The organism is Mycetohabitans sp. B46, assembly GCF_037389205.1.
Classification (GTDB): Bacteria; Pseudomonadota; Gammaproteobacteria; order Burkholderiales; family Burkholderiaceae; genus Mycetohabitans.
Genome location: NZ_JADBGL010000005.1, coordinates 26,334 through 44,577 on the forward strand (window position 1 = coordinate 26,334; position 18,244 = coordinate 44,577).

Genomic DNA, 18,244 nt, shown 5'->3' on the forward strand with positions numbered 1-18,244 from the left:
ATCGTCATGAGCCACAGCGACAAGACCGATATCTTCACGCTCGACATTATCCAGAATGCACTGCAAGCCATCGCCGACGAGATGTTCACCGCGATGCGCAAGACCGCAATGAGCCCGATTATCTACGAGGTGCTCGACATGGGGACTGGCATCACCGATGCGCAAGGCAATATCGCCAGCTCCGGCGCCGGTATCCCCGCCTTTGTCGGCGTGCTGGACAAGGCGGTGCGCCGCGTTTTGGTCGAGCACGACCAGCCGGACGACATCAAGCCGGGTGACATCTTCATCACCAACGACCCGTACTCGGGCGGCGTGACGCATCTGAACGATGTCGTGCTGTCGATGCCGGTTTTCGTTGGCGACGACATCGTCGCGTGGACAGCCAATATTGCTCACTGGAACGATGTTGGCGGCATGGTCCCGGGATCGTTCTCCACCGATGCAACCGAGATCTTCCAGGAAGGGCTGCGCCTGGCCGCGGTAAAACTGGTCTCACGCGGCAAGCCGGTGCGTCCCGTGATGCAAATTCTGCGCTATAACACGCGCATGCCCGACTTCATGGAAGGTGATCTTTGGGCGGGCATCGCTGCCGTGCGCAGCGGTGCGACACGCTTGATCGAACTGACCCAGAAGTACGGTAAAGCAACGTTTCTGCAGGCAATGCAAGACTTCATGAACCACGGTGAAAAAGTCTCGTTGAGAGGACTGCGCCACACGCCGAAAGGGCGCTTCGAACTGGCCGAACCTCAGGACGACGGCAAGGTGTACAAAGTAGTCGTTGAAATCGGCGACAACGGAATGATCGTCGACTTGCGCGACAACCCGGAGCAGGTTCAGGGACCGGGCAACCTCAGCCACGACGGCACGGTGGTGGCCGCTCAGATGGCATTCAAGTCGATCACCGAGCCAAACGGCAGCGCCAACGGCGGCACCTTCCGGCCGCTGAAGGTCGTGACACGGCCTGGTTCGCTGTTTGATGCGCGCAGCCCCGCGGCGGAAGGGTTTTACTTTGAAAACCTGATCCGGGTGCATGATCTGATTCTACGCTGTCTTGCGCCGCATCTGCCCGACCGCATCCCCGCTGGCAGTTTCTCGTCGGTGTGCGCCACCGTGATTGGCGGCCCCCATCCGGAAACCGCGCGCATTTTCACGCTGGTCGAGCCCGAGATCGGCGGGTGGGGTGCAAAGCGGGATCGCGACGGCAACAGCGCGATGTTCTCCGCAATGCATGGCGAGACATACAATTGCCCGGCCGAGATCTGCGAGGCGCGCTATGGCGTCTATGTCGAGCGCATGGAACTGAACGACGAACCAGGGGGATACGGGCAATATCGCGGCGGCCGCGGCATCCGGCTCGATTATCGGATCCGCTCCGATGGCAGCGTCCTGACCTGCGGATATACGCGCGCCAAAGTGCCACCGTGGGGCCAGGCGAACGGGCGTGACGGTTCACTCAATTACGTCGAGGTGGTGCACGCCGACGGCCGCAGCGAGCGCTACGCCATGGCCAGCGGTGTCAAGCTCGATCGCGGCGATGTGGTCCGCGTGCGTACGGGCTCAGGCGGCGGATACGGTGATCCGTCGATGCGCGATCCCGATGCGGTTCACGACGACATCCGAAATGGCTATATTTCTGTCGAGTTGGCACGCGAAGTCTATCGTCGTTAACTGCCGCCAGTCTGCGCTTGCGGTTTGCGGGTGGATCCTAGAAAGTCCATGTGTGCGCTGCGGCATATCGAGCCCGACACTTCGCAAGTGGCTACGCCGCTGCTGAGATGCCGGAAAGGAAGGACTTTGCTCTCTTAAAGCCGTCGCCCTCTCAACGGCCCGAACTGGAAGGTCTCTGAGGCGGATCAAGCAAAAATTTCTGCCCAACCCGCGGAAAAGACGCCGAAGAATTGAACCGTGCGCTGCCGGTGGCGTGCAATTTGCTTCTCGATCGCGCCTTTGGTCGAGCTATGATGGGATTAGAATTCGTTCAAGTCAGTGAGTTACGAATGCTCAACCTTGCCATTGAGGTGTGGCGAGCGTGGTGGGATCGGTCGGAATTTGATGCAGTCGCTCGTTAGGCACCGCTGCACTGATTCGGCGAAGAGCCCGCTGCCCCGGCCTGTTTGGATACGCTAGATTGGAAACGGCATTTCCTCGATGACGAAATCAAGAAAAAGCAACGTTTTATGTGCATTTATGCATAAATAGACGGCTAGTACGCAGAAGTGAAAAAATCGAATCGGACATTCGTAGGTTTTCATAACGCCACATCCGTAGATGCTACTAACGCGAGGGCGACCTCAGCGCAGCGCTGACGTTCTTCAACCAGCTTCGGGAGCGCGCGCAACCTTACGCCGACGGCTTTCTGGCGCGCGCATTCTGCGGCTGAGTAGCGTCCGCAGGAAGCGACTATGCGGGGCGCTCGGCGATATGTTTTAAATTACCTGAACCTTGCATTCAGTTTTAAGCTATGTCAGGATGTTCATCATGCAATAACTCATTGCAGGTGTGAAATCGTAGTTTGGTAGTCTGCCGCATTGGCGAGTAAAAAACCTTGCTGATCTGCCTTGGAAACCTCGCGCCCGCGTAGGTCACAAATTGGGAGCAGTCCTTTGAGTACGCACCAAATTGCGGTTTTCCTGGGGCCCTCTTGCCCCCTTGACGAAGCCAGAACCCACCTGGCCGGCGCCGATTACTTTCCTCCTGCCGCGCGCGGCTCCTTTTACGACATTATCAATGACGGTTATCAAATCATTGTCCTAATTGATGGATTCTTTTACGGAAAACTATCAGTGTGGCATAAGGAGATGCTCTACGCCCTCGACTCCGGCATCGTCGTCATTGGGGCATCAAGCATGGGCGCGCTAAGAGCGGCCGAGCTTCAAGGCACCGGGATCATTGGAGCGGGCACGATCTTCGGCTGGTATCGCGACGGACTGATTGATGGCGACGACGAAGTCGCCCTGCTACACGAAAGCACTCAGGACAACTACACTGGGTTGACGATCCCGCTCGTTAATCTGCGCTGGCAACTCATGCGTGCCGTGGAGGATGGCCTGATTGACTCGCGCAGCGAAGCATTGATCATCGATCGTGCCAAGCAGATGTGCTTTACGGAAAGAACCCTCGAAGGAATACTCGAGCCGTTGCGGGACGTGATCGATATCGGGGCCGTCAAGACTACGCTTTCTAACGGAGCCGACCTCAAGAAAAGCGACGCCATTCTCGCGCTTAAGTTGGCCGCTGAGCACGGGTCATCAGCGGGCGCCCCGTCTCCGCTCAGGCTGCGTGAATATGAATATGTCCACATGAACCTCGGGATCGAGTATTACACGAGCGAGCGGCTGACATCGATTAAGGCAAAAGGCAGTGCCGGCGCGATACCCCTCGCCGAATATTTAGGCAGGATAGAGGTGGATCAGATCGGCTACCGTGACCTGGTCAGGGCACGCGTCTACCAGCGGCTGATCGTGGGATGGGCCAGGGAACTGCATCTCGACGTCGGGAACGAGGACGATATCGGCCTCGGCGCGTCGCCGTGGAACGTACAGGTGCTCGATCTTGAGCACCGGCGCGCGACCGGCCTGACACTGATCGATATTGCTCGGGAAAGCCGCGATGCCGAATTCAGTCGCCGCATCCAGCAGCGTTTTTGCCGTGCCGCCGGCGCCAGGCAGGTCATTGCTGACATCGACAAGCGGTTGGCGGCGCAGGCCCAGGATGCGCCTATCCCATGGCGCCGCATGGTGGATCTCACCGGGGAGCTTGTCTACACGATGTGTTGCCTGGGCCTCGAAAAGAGCATCGGCCCCGCGCCGCAGGAAGTGCAGCCGTGCGGCGCGCGATGGGAGGACGATGCCATCCTGACCGATGCCGAGCGCATCATGGCGTATGCCGAATGGATCTATCAGGTCGGTCCGCGCCTGTTTGGCTATGTCCTCGACCCCGCGCGCGAAGTACTGCTGGCCCATCAATATCTGAATTGCCTGGATCGGCTCGACAGGAGAGCATCATGACTTTTAGTCCCGCCACATCGCACGAATATGCGCAGGGAACGCAGCGCGTTTGCGCGCCCGAAGAAACGCTGCGCAGGATCCAGCCCGTTCTCGCCCGCTGCGGCATTACGCGCGTGCTGGACGTCACCCAACTCGACCGCATCGGCATCCCAACCTATAACGCAATCCGGCCCAACGGCATCATCCTGAGTATTTCTAACGGCAAGGGATGGTCCAGCGCCGCGGCGGCTGTCTCGGCAATCATGGAATCGATTGAGGTTGAGCATTCCGAGTACCCAGACACCTCGAGCTGGCGCCTGGCCACGAGCGCGACGGCCCTGCGCACGGAAGGTCTTGACCCGGTCGATCCGACCACGCTGATCCGTGACTGCTTGTGGCCCAAAGATGAATATGGCGGACTTTACTATACGCCAAAACTCATGCTGGACTGGGTCGAGGCGGACGAACTGATCAGCGGGAACAAGGTGATGATTCCAGCAAGCACAATCTACGCCGTCCCGCCGTTCCTACAATATTTCACTAGCAACGGCCTGGCCAGCGGCAATACCTATGCGGAGGCGGTCCTTCATGCCATTTGTGAGATCGTCGAACGTGACGCGATTGCCAAGCTCATGGGCAGAACCAAGGATTCCCCGCCGTCGCCCTTGCGCCCGATCCGCCTGGATAGCTTGCCGGGGCATCTCGTCAAGCTGGCCGAACTGATCACCTCGGGTGGAATCGAGCTGTTCCTGTTGAGCATGCCGAGCGCGATCGACATTTACACATTCTGGACGATCTTTTACTGTCCCGGCGAGCCGGCATTCATCCTGAGCACGTCCGGCGGCTATGGCACTCACCCCGATCCGGTGATCGCCGCATCCAGGGCGCTGACCGAGGCGGCTCAGGCACGCTTGGCCCATATCCATGGCGCGCGCGAGGACCTGGGAATCGATCACGTCAACCGACAACTGTCCGCGTCGGAGCTGGAGCAACGATCGGCCCTGCAGGTACGAAGCTTCGACAAGTTCCGAACCATGCCAGCCTGGAGCTGGGACGAGATGTTGCAGGTCTATCCCCACCGTTGCAAGGGCCGGGACATCCAGGGCAGTCTCGATCAGGTGTTGGAGATGCTGGCTGGGGCGGGCAGCGACAAGGTCTATGTTCATGACCTGACCAAGCCTGATCTCGACCTTGCCGTGACCCGCGTCTTCATTCCCGGCATGAAGATCTGCGCAAGCATGCTGTAAAGCCGGGTGCCGGCCCGACGAAGCTGTGTAAGCGGGCCGGCTTGGCAGCCCGTTCGATCACCGAGGAGAATGTGGATGTCGCCCGTCGCCGAGAGCCCCAGTGAAACACCGTTTGGAGAATTGTTGCGGTTAGCCGAACTGCATCCGGCCTGGAGCTTGCTGCAGGTGATTGAATTGCTCGATCGTGAGCGCTGGGATATCGAAACACTTACGCCCGCGCAGCGCGCACTCTACGAGCGGATCAATGCACGCGCCGCGCTGGCCCGGTTGCACGGGTCGGTCGACGACTTCCAGTCCGGCCACGCTCTCGACGCGCCGGCCCGATCGCCGCAGTGGCTGGCGACCGGCCGTCACCTGTGCGTCAGCGGCCTGCTCGATGCGCAGACGCGCGCGCGCCTGGTCGCGCAATGTGACGCGACACTAAGCGTGCCGGGGACGCCACCGATCAGGCTGTTCAGCCACCCGGATTGCATGAACCAGGCCGAGCTTCGGTCGATCGCGAGCGCGGTGCTGGCGGCGCTGCCTGATCCACTGCCGCCAGGGACCCGCCCGACCATTCTCAAACGGCGGACCATCCTTCGCCGCACGTTCCCGCCGAGCAGACTGCCATCGCAGCCTGGCAATGCCAACAACCAGTTCTGGCACCAGGACAGCAACGCCCAGTTCAATGACTCCCCCATGCTGACGCTGTGGATTCCGCTGCAGGACCACGCTGGCGTGACCAGGCCAGGCCTGCAGATCAGCGATGCTCCGGTCGCCAATTTTTCGATCTTCCACGGCGACTCATCGCGTGACATCGGTCCCATGCTGGCACAAATGTTTCCCGCATCGCGGATTGTCTCTCCGCAGGTGGCGGCCGGCGAGTGTCTTATCTTCAACGGCCTGACTTTCCACCGGACCCTCGCCACTCCGGCGATGGCGGAGCATCGCGATGCCCTGTTGATCCGCGTGCTCGACCAGCGAACCGCGCATCAGTTTCCGGTCGCCGATCATGACCAGGATCTGCTGTCCCTTGCATGAGCTTACCGTCCATGTGGTGGGCACCGGCGCGGTCGGCCTGGCCTATGGCTACCTGCTGACTGAGCGTGGGCATCGCGTCTTCCATTCCAGCCTGCGCGGCCGGGTAACTCCGGCATTGCCGCTCAGCCTGCAGACCGGCACGGGCACGACGCATGGATGCTACACGCCCCGGTATTGGCACAACACACCGCAGGCATCGATACCGCATGTGCAGATCTTCGCCGTGCACGGCGCCCAGCTCGCGCCAGCGTTGCAGCTTTGCGGTGGCGCGCTGGCGCCACAGGCATGTCACCTCGTGTTCTGCAGTAACCCGGACGCTGTCGAGGCCGCGTGGCGACGGGTGGCGGCCGACAGCTACACACTCGTTTATCCATTGCTGTCGGCGGAGCATTGCGGTGACCAGGGGCTGCGCATCATCACAAATGGCGAAGTAGAAATCACTCCGCCACAGGGCAAGTCCATTGGCGAGCGGTTAGCGCTGAAAGCGCTGCTGGAGCACATGGGATTGACGGTATCGGGCGACGTGCAGCTGTCCCGCTTCCGAGCCCGTTACCTACAGACCGCCGCAATTTATATTGTCCTGCTCGCCGTCAGCGTCGGAGCCATCGACCACGCCCAAGTCGATGGCGCGCTGCTGTCCACCATCCACGACGAGCTGGCGGCGATGGCCGAGCGGCGCGACGGGGCACGCGTTGCCGACGTTCCCGGCCAGGCCCGCCATTTCGCTTCACTGGCTGCACTGATTGCCGCAGGAGAGCGCGACGGTGCGATGCTGGGCGCCACCCTCGAATACCTGGTCCGTGACGGCCGCCGCAAGCTGACCGCGCATCTGGCTGCCATTACACCGGCATGGGATGACCATCTCGCGGCGCGGCCGGCGACGGCGAGCCAGCGCCTGATTTCCGCTGTCCTCGCCCTGTGCGACCATGAGAGCGAACGCGGACTATCAACCAATGGACGTGCCATCTAATTATCGGTCTGCCGATCGCCGCTTCCAGTGATCACTCTGATATGATTGTTGATGTTGCCGAACAGTCGTGATTACCCGGGACCGCCAACGTCATGCGTGGCGGGTTGCCATGTTGTCAAAACTGGAGGAGCCGAGATTGAATACCGTTACTGTCATTGTGCCTCCATCGATGCGCAAGTTCCTGGGCGGTCGCACACGTGTGCCTGTACAGGCCGAAACGGTACGAGGAGCGCTTGACGCGCTGGCTGGCGGGTCGGACACGCTGCGCGGTCATTTGTTCGATCAGACCAACGCCATCAATCGTTTCGTGCGGGTGTTTGTCAACGGCCGGCAGATCCATTCGAGCGCCGAGGAACCGGTGAGCGATGGAGCCGAGGTGACGATCCTGGTTGCGCTGGCGGGAGGCTGACATGGCGCTACAACAACAACGCCTGGCGCAACTGAAGGCCGAGATTACCGAGATCGATCCGCGTGAAGTGGCGCAACGCCTGGCTGCCGGTGCGATCCTGCTCGATATTCGTGATACTGACGAATGGGCGCAAGGCACGCCGGTCGCCGCCGTCCGTGTGGGCCGCTCCTTTCTCGAGCAGCAGATCGAGGGGGTGGTCGCCGATCCCGACACAGCGCTAATGATCCTATGCGGCAGTGGCGTGCGCTCGCTGTTCGTGGCCGATGCCCTGAAAAGGCTCGGCTACCGGTCGGTGGCCTCGGTCGCGGGCGGGTTCCAGGCATGGACTGAGTGTGACCTACCGGTCGAACGCCCAAAAATCCTCAGCGCCACCGAGCGGGAACGCTATGCACGTCACCTACGCATACCCGAAGTCGGGGAAGCCGGTCAGGCCAAGCTGCTGGCGCGGCGGGTAGCGCTGGTCGGCGCCGGGGGGCTGGGTTCACCGATTGCCTATTATCTTGCCGCAGCGGGCGTAGGCACGCTCGGACTGATCGATGACGACCGCATCGAACGCAGCAACCTGCAGCGGCAAATCCTCCATACCGATGCGCGCGTCGGCCAATCGAAGGCTCGCTCGGCAGCTGAAACGCTGACGAGCTTTAATCCAGATGTGGCGCTGGTCCTGCATGAGGTACGGCTGGACAGCGCGAACGCCGAGGCCATACTGGCCGATTATGATCTTGTCATCGATGGTAGCGACAACATCGCCACGCGCTATGTCGTCAACGATGCCTGCGTGAAGCACGGTATCCCCATGATTTACGGGGCGATCTTTCGTTTTGAAGGCCAGGTATCGGCATTCCATCCGGCCGGGCCAAACGGTGGGCCGTGCTATCGCTGCCTGTTCCCCGAGCCGCCGCCACCCGACTTGACTCCCTCGTGCGCCGAAGCCGGCGTGCTTGGCGTGTTACCGGGCGTGATCGGCACCCTCATGGCCACGGAGGCCCTGAAGATTCTGCTGGGCATCGGCGAGCCGCTCGTAGGACGCCTGCTCACCTACGATGCATTGAGTGAGCGCTTCGACGAACTGCGGATGGAAGCCAGCCCGGACTGCCGGTGGTGCGCGCCGCACCGCCGCGATCGCACGACACTGATCGTCCCGGCATTGACGGAGTGACGCATGCGGACCTCAATCCCCCCGTTGCCGGACGTGGGGCCTACGGCTGCGTCCTCGCCGCTCAGCGTGAAGCAAGCGTTCCGTTTCGCGCCAACCGATCAGGGTCACATCGACCAGCTGCTCGTCTGGGCTGAGTTGCCCATCGGGGCAAACGTGCTCGACCTGGGCGCCGGCAACGGCTGCGTCGCGGCACGGATGCGAGCGCGGCGGCCCGACTTGTCATTCTGTCTGGTCGATCAAGATCGCCGCGCGCTTGATGCCGCGGGGTCTACGTGGCGCACGCATTGCGCTGATATTTGCAACATACCCGAGCCCAACGGCAGCTTCGACGCCTTGCTCTGCTGCTATGCAATGGGCTATGTGCCGACAGCGGATTTTTTCCGCGAAGCGGCAAGGGTGGCGAGGCGCGGCGCGGTGGTGTTCATCGTCGACATGGTGCCGCTTGATGGCACGCTCGACTCACTGTCGCTGTTTGGCTATGCGATTCGTGGTCGGACCAACGTTGAGTCGCATGCGGCATCGGCGGGTCTGAAGCTGGATTTCTATTTGGAACCGACAGACGATCGTAGCTGGGGAGAAGCCCAGTTCCCTGGTTATTTTCATATCTTGTTCGGTGAGGTGCGGCCGGCCATCTGGCGCTTCACACTGCCCTAGCGCAATCGCCCCCGCTGGACAGGGGTTCAGGAGAACAACGATTCAAATTCCGGAATCACGCATTTGACGACCGCGAAGGGGCGGTGTGGCGGCGAAAGCGTCCATGACAGAACATGCGAGATGCCCGCCTCGCGCGCGCGAGAGAGGACCTGTTCCAACGCCACCGGGGCGGCAGCCAGCGTGCCCTCGTCGGCTTCGCCCAAGGACGCTGGCGCGCTGCGGCAGGCGCGCAGGTGCGCATGCAGGATCTGCTCGCCCACTGGCGAGCCCGACTTCAAGCCCATGAGTTGCTCGCTGGAGAGCAACATTCCCCCCTTCATCCGCGCTGGAGGGATGTTGCCCAGCTGGCAGGCAGCACGCGTAGCCCAGCCCTGCACGGCTTCGGCAAGTGCGCGCGCCACCGCAATCGACAGGCTGTGATGCGCACCCCAGCCGAAGTGCACGTCCAACCGTCCAGCCTTCGCAGCTGTCAGGGGCGACAATGCGCACTGGATGACCGTGACCCCCAGTGTCCATCCGAGCAGAAAGAATTCGCTGCGCCAGCCAGCCTGTTCAATCTCGTCCAAGGCTTCGCGCAACGTCAACGGAATATCCTCCAGGGCGATGGACAATACTTGCCCTAGCGCCCGCAGGCTTGATGCCGCCACATGACGTTCGAGCAGCTCGTAAATGGCGTGCAGACGCGCTTCGGCCAATGAATTGCCGCTTGCCAGACCGTCAGTCGACAGGTGGAGCCTTTCACCACTCCATTGCTGGGGCAAAAAATTTTCGTCGACATAGCCATACACTTGCATCGACGTCAACAAGTCCACGCCGCCAATTACAGGACGATGTTTTTCTTTGTCATCAAGCATGCCAGCGCGTTGAGCGGCTTTTCTCGCCGCAGTATAGACAAGAGATGCCGGGGCCAGATCGCCCGTGCCCAGAACCGGCACCTGCGGCGCCTGTTCAATAGTAGATACTTCGATCGCCTCCATATAGCCGGAAGCGAGCGCGGCGTCGAAGCCGAAACCCTTGCCCAGGTTGAGATAACCCGATCTCGGATTGCCCCTGAATACTTCAATGGAGCGAATGGACGCAATGCCGGCCGGTGTATGTTCGGCATAGCCATGGATATCGTACTCGGTGAGAATGGGACCAATTGACGACAGGGTGTCGGTTGCGGCAATCAGGCGCATCGACGTCACTAGATTGGTTGGCATGGCAGCGCCATCCTTATGCTTCAGCTAAACGGCGCCGCTCAGGCACATCGGTCCAATCCCAAGCCGCGCCGGCTGCTTACTTGATGAGGGCCGCGGCCATCGGGGTACCGACAGAGACGGATTCGAGTTCTTCATCCGTCAGGTCGGTATCGCTGTTGACCAGAGCCTTGGCCAAGTCCGCCTCCGACAAGCTAATGCCTTCGGCTTGGGCGACCGAGATGATTTCACTCGAATTGGCACAGTTCTTGATTTTCTTAACGAATTCCGGATCAGACTCCAACTTGGTGCGAAACTGCTGAATTGAACTCATAATAGTTTCCTTCCAATAACTCGTTGTAAATTGACCAATACTACGATGATATTTATAGTTGATATTGGCATAACAGGCAAGATAATGTTGTGGTCGCCTTCAATAATTTGAGCTCGCGAACAACATCGATGTCAGCGGCTCATAGCGCGCATAAAAATGCACCCAATCGCGCCGCCTGCCGCCCATGGAAAACGCAAACATGAGTTTCCGCCCACCACCCCTCCCACTGTCTCCACCATGGCAAACGGCGCTGGCTGGCGAGGCTCCGTTCCCCAATACCGACGACGATGCGTGCCGCGAGATGCTGACGCAACTCTGTGCGGCGATCAAGGCGTCAAGCTCCAGCGCCTGGCGCCTGGAAGACGTGGCACTGTCGGCTTCGGGCCAGCAGCTTCCCTTCGTCGACCTGTGGCGACCAGCCGTGGACGCAGCGCTGGCATGGTTGCACCTTCGCGTCGATGCATCACTCGGCGCGCCGCCTGCGGCCTCGGCGGATCGGGATTTGGCCGACACATTGCTGGCACGACTCTGCCTGCTGAGCCAGTACGCGGTTTGGGAACTGTTCAAGGCCGACTGCGGCATGGGTATGGCGGTTTGCGCTTGTTTTGGCGTTGATGATGATCGGTCCGGGCCGCCGTCGCGCGAACGCTACCGGAGCTTCATCCAGCAGCATCGCAGCGACGGCCTAGCGAGGCTGTTGGGCGATTTCCCCGTGCTTGGGCGCCTGCTGGCGCAGACCGTCATGTTTTGGCTGGACAGCAGCGCAGAAATCCTGCTGCGGGTGTACGACGACCGCCAGGTCTTGCTGGCCGAATTCGGCATACCCGTGCATGCCCGCCTGATCCGAATCGGCCAGGATAGCGGTGATCGCCACCGCCACGGGCGCACAGTGGCAATGCTCGGCTTTTCGGATGGCAGGCAAGAGTGGGAAGTCGTGTACAAGCCGCGAGACATGGCAATCGATTTTGCATTTCAGCGCCTGCTCGGCGACCGTGACGTTATCGCTCATTTGCCTGCGCTGGCATCGCTGAAAGTGCTGCCAAGGGCTGGCTACGGGTATATGGAGGTCGCTATGCACCGCCCGTGCGCCGATGAACAGGCGCTCTCGCTGTTCTACCTGCACGCCGGCCGATTGTGCGCCATCCTGTATGTGCTCGGTTGCACCGATGGCCATCATGAAAACCTGATCGCGAGCGCAACCAACCTGTTCCTGATCGACGCCGAAACACTGTTCGAGCCCGTGGTACGGGCGGACCTGCGGGCCGTATCACGACCGGACTCGGTGCTGCTCGGTTCCGCCTTGCAAGCACATTTCGAGAAATCGGTCGTGCGCACCGAACTGTTTCCCGTTTGGTTATGGGTGGGCACGCAACGACAAGCGATCGATACCAGTGCGTTTGGCGTTGCCACATCGGCGCGCGAGTGTCGTCCAGTCAGCGGTTGGCGGAACATCAACTGTGACGCCATGACGTTCGGCACGGTCGACGTCCCCGATCAGCAGCCTGCCAGTTTGCCGGTGGGGCGAGGACAAGCTAATCCCTTTGCATGCCACCTTGCAACTTTCAGCGAAGGCTTCCGGCTGCAAGGCAGCGTTATCATCAGGCAACGCGACGCCTGGCTGAAGACTGGCGGTATCCTGGACCGTTTCGCAGGCCTCACCGGGCGCGTCGTGTTACGGGCAACGCGTATCTATTCCGCGATCGGGCAGCAACAATTACAGGCCGGCGCCCTTCGCTCCGCGCATGCGCAGCGGCTCACGCTCGAGCCGCTGGCGCGACTGTTTTCGACCTCGGCTTCGCCCCTGGAGAACTGGTCGGCACTTGCAGCTGAGCGATCTCAGATGGCGCAGCTCGACATTCCATATTTCACCCATCGCCTCGACCAGAATTGCCTACTGTTGGGGGCCGGCGAACGCGCCATCGAGGGTTATTTCGAAGCGAACGGACTGGACGATTGTCGGCGCCGCCTGCAGTCATTGGACCTTGATGTTATTGAATTCCAACTGTTGGTGATCGATGGACTGGCTGCCGCAAAAACGCTCAGGGCCCATGCCGGCCCGGTCGGAGAAGGGGCGTCGCCAACGCCGCAAGCGCGGCCTTTGTCCCCGGATGAACGCCTGCACGTGGTCCGGTCCGTCGCCGCTGACCTGGTTGGCCGCATCTTCGACGATCGCCCCGAGTGGCTGGGTTTCGACATGGCGCGGGACTGCCGGCGGTTTCATTTCCGCCCGCTGGGGTTGTCGCTATATAGCGGTACGCTGGGCATTGCCGCTTTCTTTGCCTGCCTTGCCGGTTCACCGCTCGCGCAGTCGTCGCGATTCGGCCTCGATGTGTGGGTCAAGCGCATGATCCAACCGCTCGAGGTGCTGGCGGGGCAACCCGGCGCAGCATTGTCTCGATGGTGGCGTGACCAGCCGCTCGGTCTTGCAGGATGCGGCGGTCAGTTACTCGCGCTGATGGCCATATGCGCGACCAATATCGCGCCGTCGGCAGCGAGTGCGGGGCGGGAGCTGGCGTCCAGGCTGCTGGAGGGCTTGGATGAAAGATGGCTCGCCAACGCGGCGCTCGACTTGATTGAAGGCGCTACCGGCTTGGTCGGCCCACTGCTGATGCTTGATTCGGATAACGCGCTACGCATCGCAATGACCATCGGCGATCGCTTGATACATGACGCATGCGCCTGGTGCCCGATGACGGATGCGCAGCCGGGCCTCGCTCCACATCCGCCGGGATTTGTCGCAGGGGTGGCAGGCATGATGGCTGTGCTGACGCGGTTACATCATCGCACCGGCGTCAACCGGTATCGCGACTGCGCCCAACGGTTGTTGACGCATGACCGAAGCACACTGGGCATCGGCAACGACGGATGGGAGAGCAGATTCTCGCTTGCCCTGAGGGGTAACGACGCCTTGCATCACAGCTGGTGCCATGGACTTGCCGGCGTGGCTCTCGGACGACTCAGCATGTTCGGAACCGAGTTGTGGGGCGCAACGGCGGAGCGCGAGCTCGACGCAATCCTCGCTTCGCTGTGCGCTGCAGCGTCGCCAGCTGATCACGTGTGTTGCGGCCAGTTCGGCGCCATCGCCGTGCTACGGATTGCCCAAGATATGTTGAGAAAAAGGGCATGTGAATCTCACGCTGAGCAGCTAGAAGCCGCGGCGGTGATGGGCATGATCCGAGATCGAAACCATGTCGCTGTGCGTTCACACGGGCCAAAAAAGCATCATCTGGGACTCATGAACGGCCTCAGTGGCATTGGGCTAGTGTTAACCGACAACCGCGTTAGCCGGGCGATGTTAAAGACGCTGTTCGGAGGCGGTCTTTTAGGTTAGGGATTGTGCGTCAGAAATATTCACGTCATGCAAACAGATAGGTCAGCAACCGGACCGAGCGCAGTCGTCGCGCAGCCGGCTGTAGTAGGTATTGACGTTTTGTACGTGCGGAGCCAGACGGGGCAATAGGTGTTCGTGCAATTGCCGGGCTGTCACTGGACCTTTGCTGGGCACGAAGTCCAGCGTTTGTCTAGCACGGTCGCGTGCGACGATTCCGGCTCTGGAACCGAGACGCAAGGTGCAGCGCTCGTCAACATGGCGCGTCTGCTTGACCTGGAGGCGCGCGGCGCGTGTAAGATCGGACGTGCGCCGGTTGAAGCGGTTGAGGACGCGCTGGCCCGGCTTCAGACGATTATCGAGTAAGAAAAACGCGATGAACAACAAGACGCGGCCTACGCGCGAACGCAAGCTGCGCAACGCCTTCCTCATCCGCTTGTATTGCGTTGCATGTGCGTAACGGCCGATCTGCTTCGCCAGCCTCGGCGCTTCACGGTTGTAGTTCTGCCGTGCTTGACGCGCCGTGGTCCTTATCGGAAGGCATCGATACAGACGATCCAAATGACGTATTTGTCCTGGCAATGGCGCTGGCTCGCGAGACCGACTACCTTATGACCGGCGATCGCCGTGCCGGGGTGCTGCAACGGAACCGTATCGGCCGCATGCGCATCATCACGCCGGCGGCCTACTGGGTCTACTTTAGACGCAGACTTAGACGCAGACCAAGCTGGATCGCCTCGGTGGCCATGGATGGGTGCCGGTTGCTCAGGACGTCGGATCGCGGCATACTGATTATGCAGTTAACAGTCATTTGCCTATTAATACCCACTCCCTCCGTTTATCATGACCGAGACTGATCTGTTTGCTGCCCAACAGTGCACCGATTGGGACCGCGCGCCCATTCAATCATTTGAAGCCTGGCTGGCTCGCCAAGCCGGGCGTGGCGCCTCTCGCACCTTGCGGTCCTCGTCCGCTCAAGTTTATCTCGCTCAATGGCGTGCATTCGTACGCTATCTTCAGGTGCATCGCCTGCCTTTAAGCGCGGTGACGCCCGACACGATCAGCGCCTTTCTGGCCAGCTTGAGCCGCGAAAATCGAGACCAACGCGCGCGCTATCGCAAACTGATCGAGCGTGTGTTTATCGATATTGATGCATGTACGCAACAAGGCGGGAGCGTCAATCCCGCTGTGGGCGCGTTACGCGACAGCCGAGCCACCTGGAAGTGCGTCAAGGGTAACCAGGAAACCGATTTCCTATGGCCGCAGGAAAGGCAAAACATCATTGACATGTTGTTGTCCCCGGTGACGGTCACGCATTATGAGCGCTGGTGCAGCCTACGTGATCGTGCATTGGTGGCGACGTTTCTGGGGGCGGGGTTGAAGGTGTCGCAAGCGCTCAAATTGACCGTTAACTGCATTAATATTGGGCCAGATCGGCTTATGCACATCACCTCGCCAGGCTCGCGTTTCTCCCATCAGCCCCGCCCCGAACCCTTTGCCCTGTCGGCGTTAGCGCGCTGGCTAGACGAACGGCACACCAGCGGTGTGGACAGTCCATGGGTCTTTCTGGGCGGGCGGGACGGGCGCCCGATGCACGCGGTCACCGCGCTGCGCGCGACCGAGGCCATCGTGCGAGCCTGCGGCGTGGCCGGCAAGCGGCAGGCTCGCACCAGTCCCCAGACGCTGCGAAACAGTTACATTGCGGCGCTGTTTGAAGCCGGGCAAACTACACTGGCGGTCAGCGAGGTGCTCGGCGTGGAGCTGATTACTGCTGAGCGTCTCAAAAAGGCCTGGCAGAAGTGGGCGCAAGAAAAATCAGTTTGATCGTAAGCTGGATTGATGGTCGCTCTATTTTTGCAGGTTTTCCATCGCGCTGGCAGACAAGAGAATTGCAGCCCCACACTGCAGTAATCGAAGTGGGGTAAAACCATTTTCTTCGGCATTGGCACCCAGAACACCTCGATTGCTAGCGCGGCAATGGGGTTTCTTCGATCGGTGCGTGCTGCACGTGTGGTGCGCCTTTTTGGCGTGCCTGCCAAAGGTCGCAGGCAGCCTGCCCGGCCATCCAGACATCAGCCCGACCACCGCGCGCAATACCTAACCAGGCCTCGATGCGTAGCGCCATTTCAGGGGAAATGGCGGCGTGCTCATTGAGCACGCGCGAGAGTGCGGAACGCGTAACGCCGAGTTGCTGGGCGGCTTGCGTCACGGTCAGCCCGAGCGCAGGCAACACGTCCTCGCGCAGCGTTGCGCCAGGGTGCGGTGGATGAAATATGTGGCTCATAAAATTCTCCTAGTGATAGTCTTGATAGTTGACCAGCACAGCATCCGTGCTTTTGACAGGCTCGCGCATCGTCGAGATGCTGGACGCGTCATGATACGGTGTCGGCCGTCATTTGACCCTTTATCAGCGAATTCTCACCCGTTGGGCGACGCTTCGTTTTTGACGTCTGGACTTCGTTCTGCGCTATTATAGGCACAACAGCACGCCTATAACGTAACTGAAGCACGTCATTGCTTCGGTGGAGACAACATAGCAGCGAGATGACGTGCAGGTTTTCTATTACTCATTACAAATGGTTTTCTATTGAGTAATAAATTTTAAAAATTGCCACGGAATCAGCAGGAGATTTTAAATTGATGCTAACTATCAATGCTCATCATACTGAATTCGAAGCGCAGAACACGGACGCGCCGACTTCGCCGACTCGTGCACCGTCATCGCCTGAGCGCGCGTCTCCTAAGCCGACTAGCTCTTTGTCTAAGACCGGCGAGTTCGATGCGATACGAAATAAGCTTAAAAACAATACCAAAGTCGACAAGGCACTTTCCGATTTCGCCGCTCGGGCCCGAGGGTATTTGGTGCGGGAAAAGAGCGTCAAGGTGCAAAGCCACGGTGCGGGAATCGTCCAAGTTACAATCAAAGGCGGCCCTGGCGGGGTGCGACCGCCAGGGACACCCCTTGCGAAGATCCGAGATATGCTTACACCGCCTCCCAAAACGCAACCAGAAAAACACAGTGATAGCGAAGGCGGTGGTATTGCGACCTACAATATGCTGATCGTGAAAGGTGGGGCGAAGTCTGGCAAAGTAATTGGGACGAAGGAGGGGGAACCGCCGCAGTCGCCCCAGAAGCTTGCAGCGGCAGCGCCAAAGCAGTCTGCCATCATCAATGGCGGGTATTTTGTGCACAAGTCCGGCCTCAAAATTGTGCAAGATGGTAGTGAAGGAAAAGCAACCGAAGGTGACTATGGCAGGCCGGTGGGCCCGACCGCAACTCGACCCGATCATGTCGACGTTGCTCCACCTTGGCAAAATGACTATGGTCAATTGCTGCAGGATGGCGAAGTCGGCATTACGAGCGGTCCAGTGCTTGCATTGAATGGACGGAGGGCGAAGTTGGAAAGCAACGATGGCCGGCTCCAGTATCGCAACGCAGAAGGGAAGGATAACCCATTAAACAAATTTGCCGGCGCGCTAACGCATGCCAGTGAACGTAACGAGCGGGCCGCAGTGAGTGTGCGCCCCGAATTGTTCGTTAACCCAAACGATGGAACGCACCGATTGTCCGACAAGCCAGGTGACTTGATAATGCATACGGTGACAACAACAGACGGCATACGGGACCTGGGCCTGCCGATAGGAGGCAAGGGGGGATTGCAGGACCTCACGGAGATCGGTGCTGATCCAACGGGGATATATAAAGACGCCGATAAAGGGATTGGCGTTTCCTCGTTTAATGTGGATGGTGGTGGTTCCACGTTTCTAGGTGTTCGCGATGAAAATGGGGTGGTAAAACAACTTGCCGGCAGCGGACAACCCGGCGATACTCGACCTGTCGCCAATATCATCGCCGCCCAGCCCACCCTTGACTAAGTGCCCCCTTGATTTATCGATAAGCTTTATGAGGTGGTTACATGCCGATGATGGCGTGTTTTCTGGAAAAGGGCAGAGTAGGG

The 18,244-nt window shown here is 60.0% G+C and carries 14 protein-coding genes and 4 pseudogenes; 13 read left to right on the forward strand and 5 right to left on the reverse strand.

Going from position 1 to position 18,244, the window contains the following annotated elements:
* Positions 1–6 precede the first annotated feature (6 nt).
* Positions 7–1,668, forward strand: coding sequence for a hydantoinase B/oxoprolinase family protein (locus IHE30_RS06840; RefSeq protein ID WP_337689643.1), 1,662 nt, complete (start codon positions 7–9; stop codon positions 1,666–1,668).
* A 34-nt stretch (positions 1,669–1,702) separates the two neighbouring features.
* Positions 1,703–1,887, forward strand: a pseudogene (locus IHE30_RS15110) (IS481 family transposase); the annotation flags it as partial.
* Positions 1,888–1,970: 83 nt separating this feature from the next.
* On the opposite strand, the pseudogene IHE30_RS06845 reads toward IHE30_RS15110, so the two are convergent.
* Positions 1,971–2,216, reverse strand: a pseudogene (locus tag IHE30_RS06845) (IS481 family transposase); the annotation flags it as partial.
* Positions 2,217–2,603: 387 nt separating this feature from the next.
* Here IHE30_RS06845 and IHE30_RS06850 point away from each other — a divergent pair.
* The 7 genes from IHE30_RS06850 (at position 2,604) to IHE30_RS06880 (ending at position 9,445) form a co-directional block, all read left to right on the forward strand.
* Positions 2,604–4,007: a TfuA-like protein gene (locus tag IHE30_RS06850; RefSeq protein ID WP_337689644.1), complete on the forward strand. Its 1,404-nt coding sequence runs from the start codon at positions 2,604–2,606 to the stop codon at positions 4,005–4,007.
* The gene (locus IHE30_RS06855) at positions 4,004–5,233 is read left to right on the forward strand and encodes a YcaO-like family protein (protein WP_337689645.1); all 1,230 of its coding nucleotides are present in this window, start codon (positions 4,004–4,006) and stop codon (positions 5,231–5,233) included. The genes IHE30_RS06850 and IHE30_RS06855 overlap by 4 nt, the downstream gene beginning before the upstream one ends.
* A gap of 75 nt (positions 5,234–5,308) precedes the next feature.
* A complete protein-coding gene (locus IHE30_RS06860; protein ID WP_337689646.1) occupies positions 5,309–6,253 on the forward strand; it encodes a hypothetical protein in 945 nt (314 codons plus the stop codon).
* Positions 6,225–7,223: a hypothetical protein gene (locus IHE30_RS06865; protein ID WP_337689647.1), complete on the forward strand. Its 999-nt coding sequence runs from the start codon at positions 6,225–6,227 to the stop codon at positions 7,221–7,223. The genes IHE30_RS06860 and IHE30_RS06865 overlap by 29 nt, the downstream gene beginning before the upstream one ends.
* A gap of 136 nt (positions 7,224–7,359) precedes the next feature.
* Positions 7,360–7,632 carry a MoaD/ThiS family protein gene (locus IHE30_RS06870; protein ID WP_157864550.1) on the forward strand — a complete coding sequence of 91 codons (273 nt, stop codon included), beginning with the start codon at positions 7,360–7,362 and terminating at the stop codon, positions 7,630–7,632.
* A gap of 1 nt (position 7,633) precedes the next feature.
* Positions 7,634–8,791 carry a molybdopterin-synthase adenylyltransferase MoeB gene (gene moeB / locus IHE30_RS06875; protein ID WP_337689648.1) on the forward strand — a complete coding sequence of 386 codons (1,158 nt, stop codon included), beginning with the start codon at positions 7,634–7,636 and terminating at the stop codon, positions 8,789–8,791.
* Positions 8,792–8,794: 3 nt separating this feature from the next.
* A complete protein-coding gene (locus tag IHE30_RS06880) occupies positions 8,795–9,445 on the forward strand; it encodes a class I SAM-dependent methyltransferase (RefSeq protein ID WP_337689649.1) in 651 nt (216 codons plus the stop codon).
* Between the two features lie 26 nt (positions 9,446–9,471).
* Here IHE30_RS06880 and IHE30_RS06885 read toward each other — a convergent pair whose 3' ends face one another.
* A complete protein-coding gene (locus IHE30_RS06885; RefSeq protein ID WP_337689650.1) occupies positions 9,472–10,623 on the reverse strand; it encodes a YcaO-like family protein in 1,152 nt (383 codons plus the stop codon).
* Positions 10,624–10,723: 100 nt separating this feature from the next.
* Positions 10,724–10,957, reverse strand: a complete 234-nt coding sequence (locus IHE30_RS06890) for a Nif11-like leader peptide family RiPP precursor (RefSeq protein ID WP_013428758.1) — start codon at positions 10,955–10,957, stop codon at positions 10,724–10,726.
* A 199-nt stretch (positions 10,958–11,156) separates the two neighbouring features.
* Here IHE30_RS06890 and IHE30_RS06895 point away from each other — a divergent pair, with 199 nt between their 5' ends.
* Positions 11,157–14,288, forward strand: coding sequence for a type 2 lanthipeptide synthetase LanM family protein (locus tag IHE30_RS06895; RefSeq protein WP_337689651.1), 3,132 nt, complete (start codon positions 11,157–11,159; stop codon positions 14,286–14,288).
* 42 nt (positions 14,289–14,330) lie between these two features.
* On the opposite strand, the pseudogene IHE30_RS15115 reads toward IHE30_RS06895, so the two are convergent.
* Positions 14,331–14,501, reverse strand: a pseudogene (locus IHE30_RS15115) (gamma-mobile-trio protein GmtX); the annotation flags it as partial.
* Here IHE30_RS15115 and IHE30_RS06900 point away from each other — a divergent pair.
* Together IHE30_RS06900 and IHE30_RS06910 are read left to right on the forward strand one after the other, a co-directional pair.
* Positions 14,502–14,651 (forward strand): annotated as a pseudogene (locus IHE30_RS06900) (type II toxin-antitoxin system ChpB family toxin); the annotation flags it as partial.
* 477 nt (positions 14,652–15,128) lie between these two features.
* The gene (locus IHE30_RS06910) at positions 15,129–16,109 is read left to right on the forward strand and encodes a site-specific integrase (protein ID WP_337689652.1); all 981 of its coding nucleotides are present in this window, start codon (positions 15,129–15,131) and stop codon (positions 16,107–16,109) included.
* A gap of 142 nt (positions 16,110–16,251) precedes the next feature.
* On the opposite strand, the gene IHE30_RS06915 is transcribed toward IHE30_RS06910, so the two are convergent.
* A complete protein-coding gene (locus IHE30_RS06915; RefSeq protein WP_337689653.1) occupies positions 16,252–16,569 on the reverse strand; it encodes a HigA family addiction module antitoxin in 318 nt (105 codons plus the stop codon).
* A 353-nt stretch (positions 16,570–16,922) separates the two neighbouring features.
* Here IHE30_RS06915 and IHE30_RS06920 point away from each other — a divergent pair, with 353 nt between their 5' ends.
* Positions 16,923–18,161 (forward strand): hypothetical protein, encoded by a 1,239-nt coding sequence (locus IHE30_RS06920; protein ID WP_337689654.1) that lies wholly within the window; start codon positions 16,923–16,925, stop codon positions 18,159–18,161.
* The last annotated feature ends 83 nt before the right edge of the window (positions 18,162–18,244 follow it).

What these genes read in the sequence shown, in the direction of transcription:
- IHE30_RS06865 (WP_337689647.1), top strand. Translation starts at nt 6,225, where the DNA reads ATGACCAGGATCTGCTGTCCCTTGCATGAGCTTACCGTCCATGTGGTG.
- IHE30_RS06880 (WP_337689649.1), top strand. Translation starts at nt 8,795, where the DNA reads ATGCGGACCTCAATCCCCCCGTTGCCGGACGTGGGGCCTACGGCTGCG.
- IHE30_RS06910 (WP_337689652.1), top strand. Translation starts at nt 15,129, where the DNA reads ATGACCGAGACTGATCTGTTTGCTGCCCAACAGTGCACCGATTGGGAC.
- IHE30_RS06855 (WP_337689645.1), top strand. Translation starts at nt 4,004, where the DNA reads ATGACTTTTAGTCCCGCCACATCGCACGAATATGCGCAGGGAACGCAG.
- IHE30_RS06895 (WP_337689651.1), top strand. Translation starts at nt 11,157, where the DNA reads ATGAGTTTCCGCCCACCACCCCTCCCACTGTCTCCACCATGGCAAACG.
- IHE30_RS06840 (WP_337689643.1), top strand. Translation starts at nt 7, where the DNA reads ATGAGCCACAGCGACAAGACCGATATCTTCACGCTCGACATTATCCAG.
- IHE30_RS06885 (WP_337689650.1), bottom strand. Translation starts at nt 10,623, where the DNA reads ATGCGCCTGATTGCCGCAACCGACACCCTGTCGTCAATTGGTCCCATT.
- IHE30_RS06890 (WP_013428758.1), bottom strand. Translation starts at nt 10,957, where the DNA reads ATGAGTTCAATTCAGCAGTTTCGCACCAAGTTGGAGTCTGATCCGGAA.
- IHE30_RS06860 (WP_337689646.1), top strand. Translation starts at nt 5,309, where the DNA reads ATGTCGCCCGTCGCCGAGAGCCCCAGTGAAACACCGTTTGGAGAATTG.
- IHE30_RS06915 (WP_337689653.1), bottom strand. Translation starts at nt 16,569, where the DNA reads ATGAGCCACATATTTCATCCACCGCACCCTGGCGCAACGCTGCGCGAG.
- moeB (WP_337689648.1), top strand. Translation starts at nt 7,634, where the DNA reads ATGGCGCTACAACAACAACGCCTGGCGCAACTGAAGGCCGAGATTACC.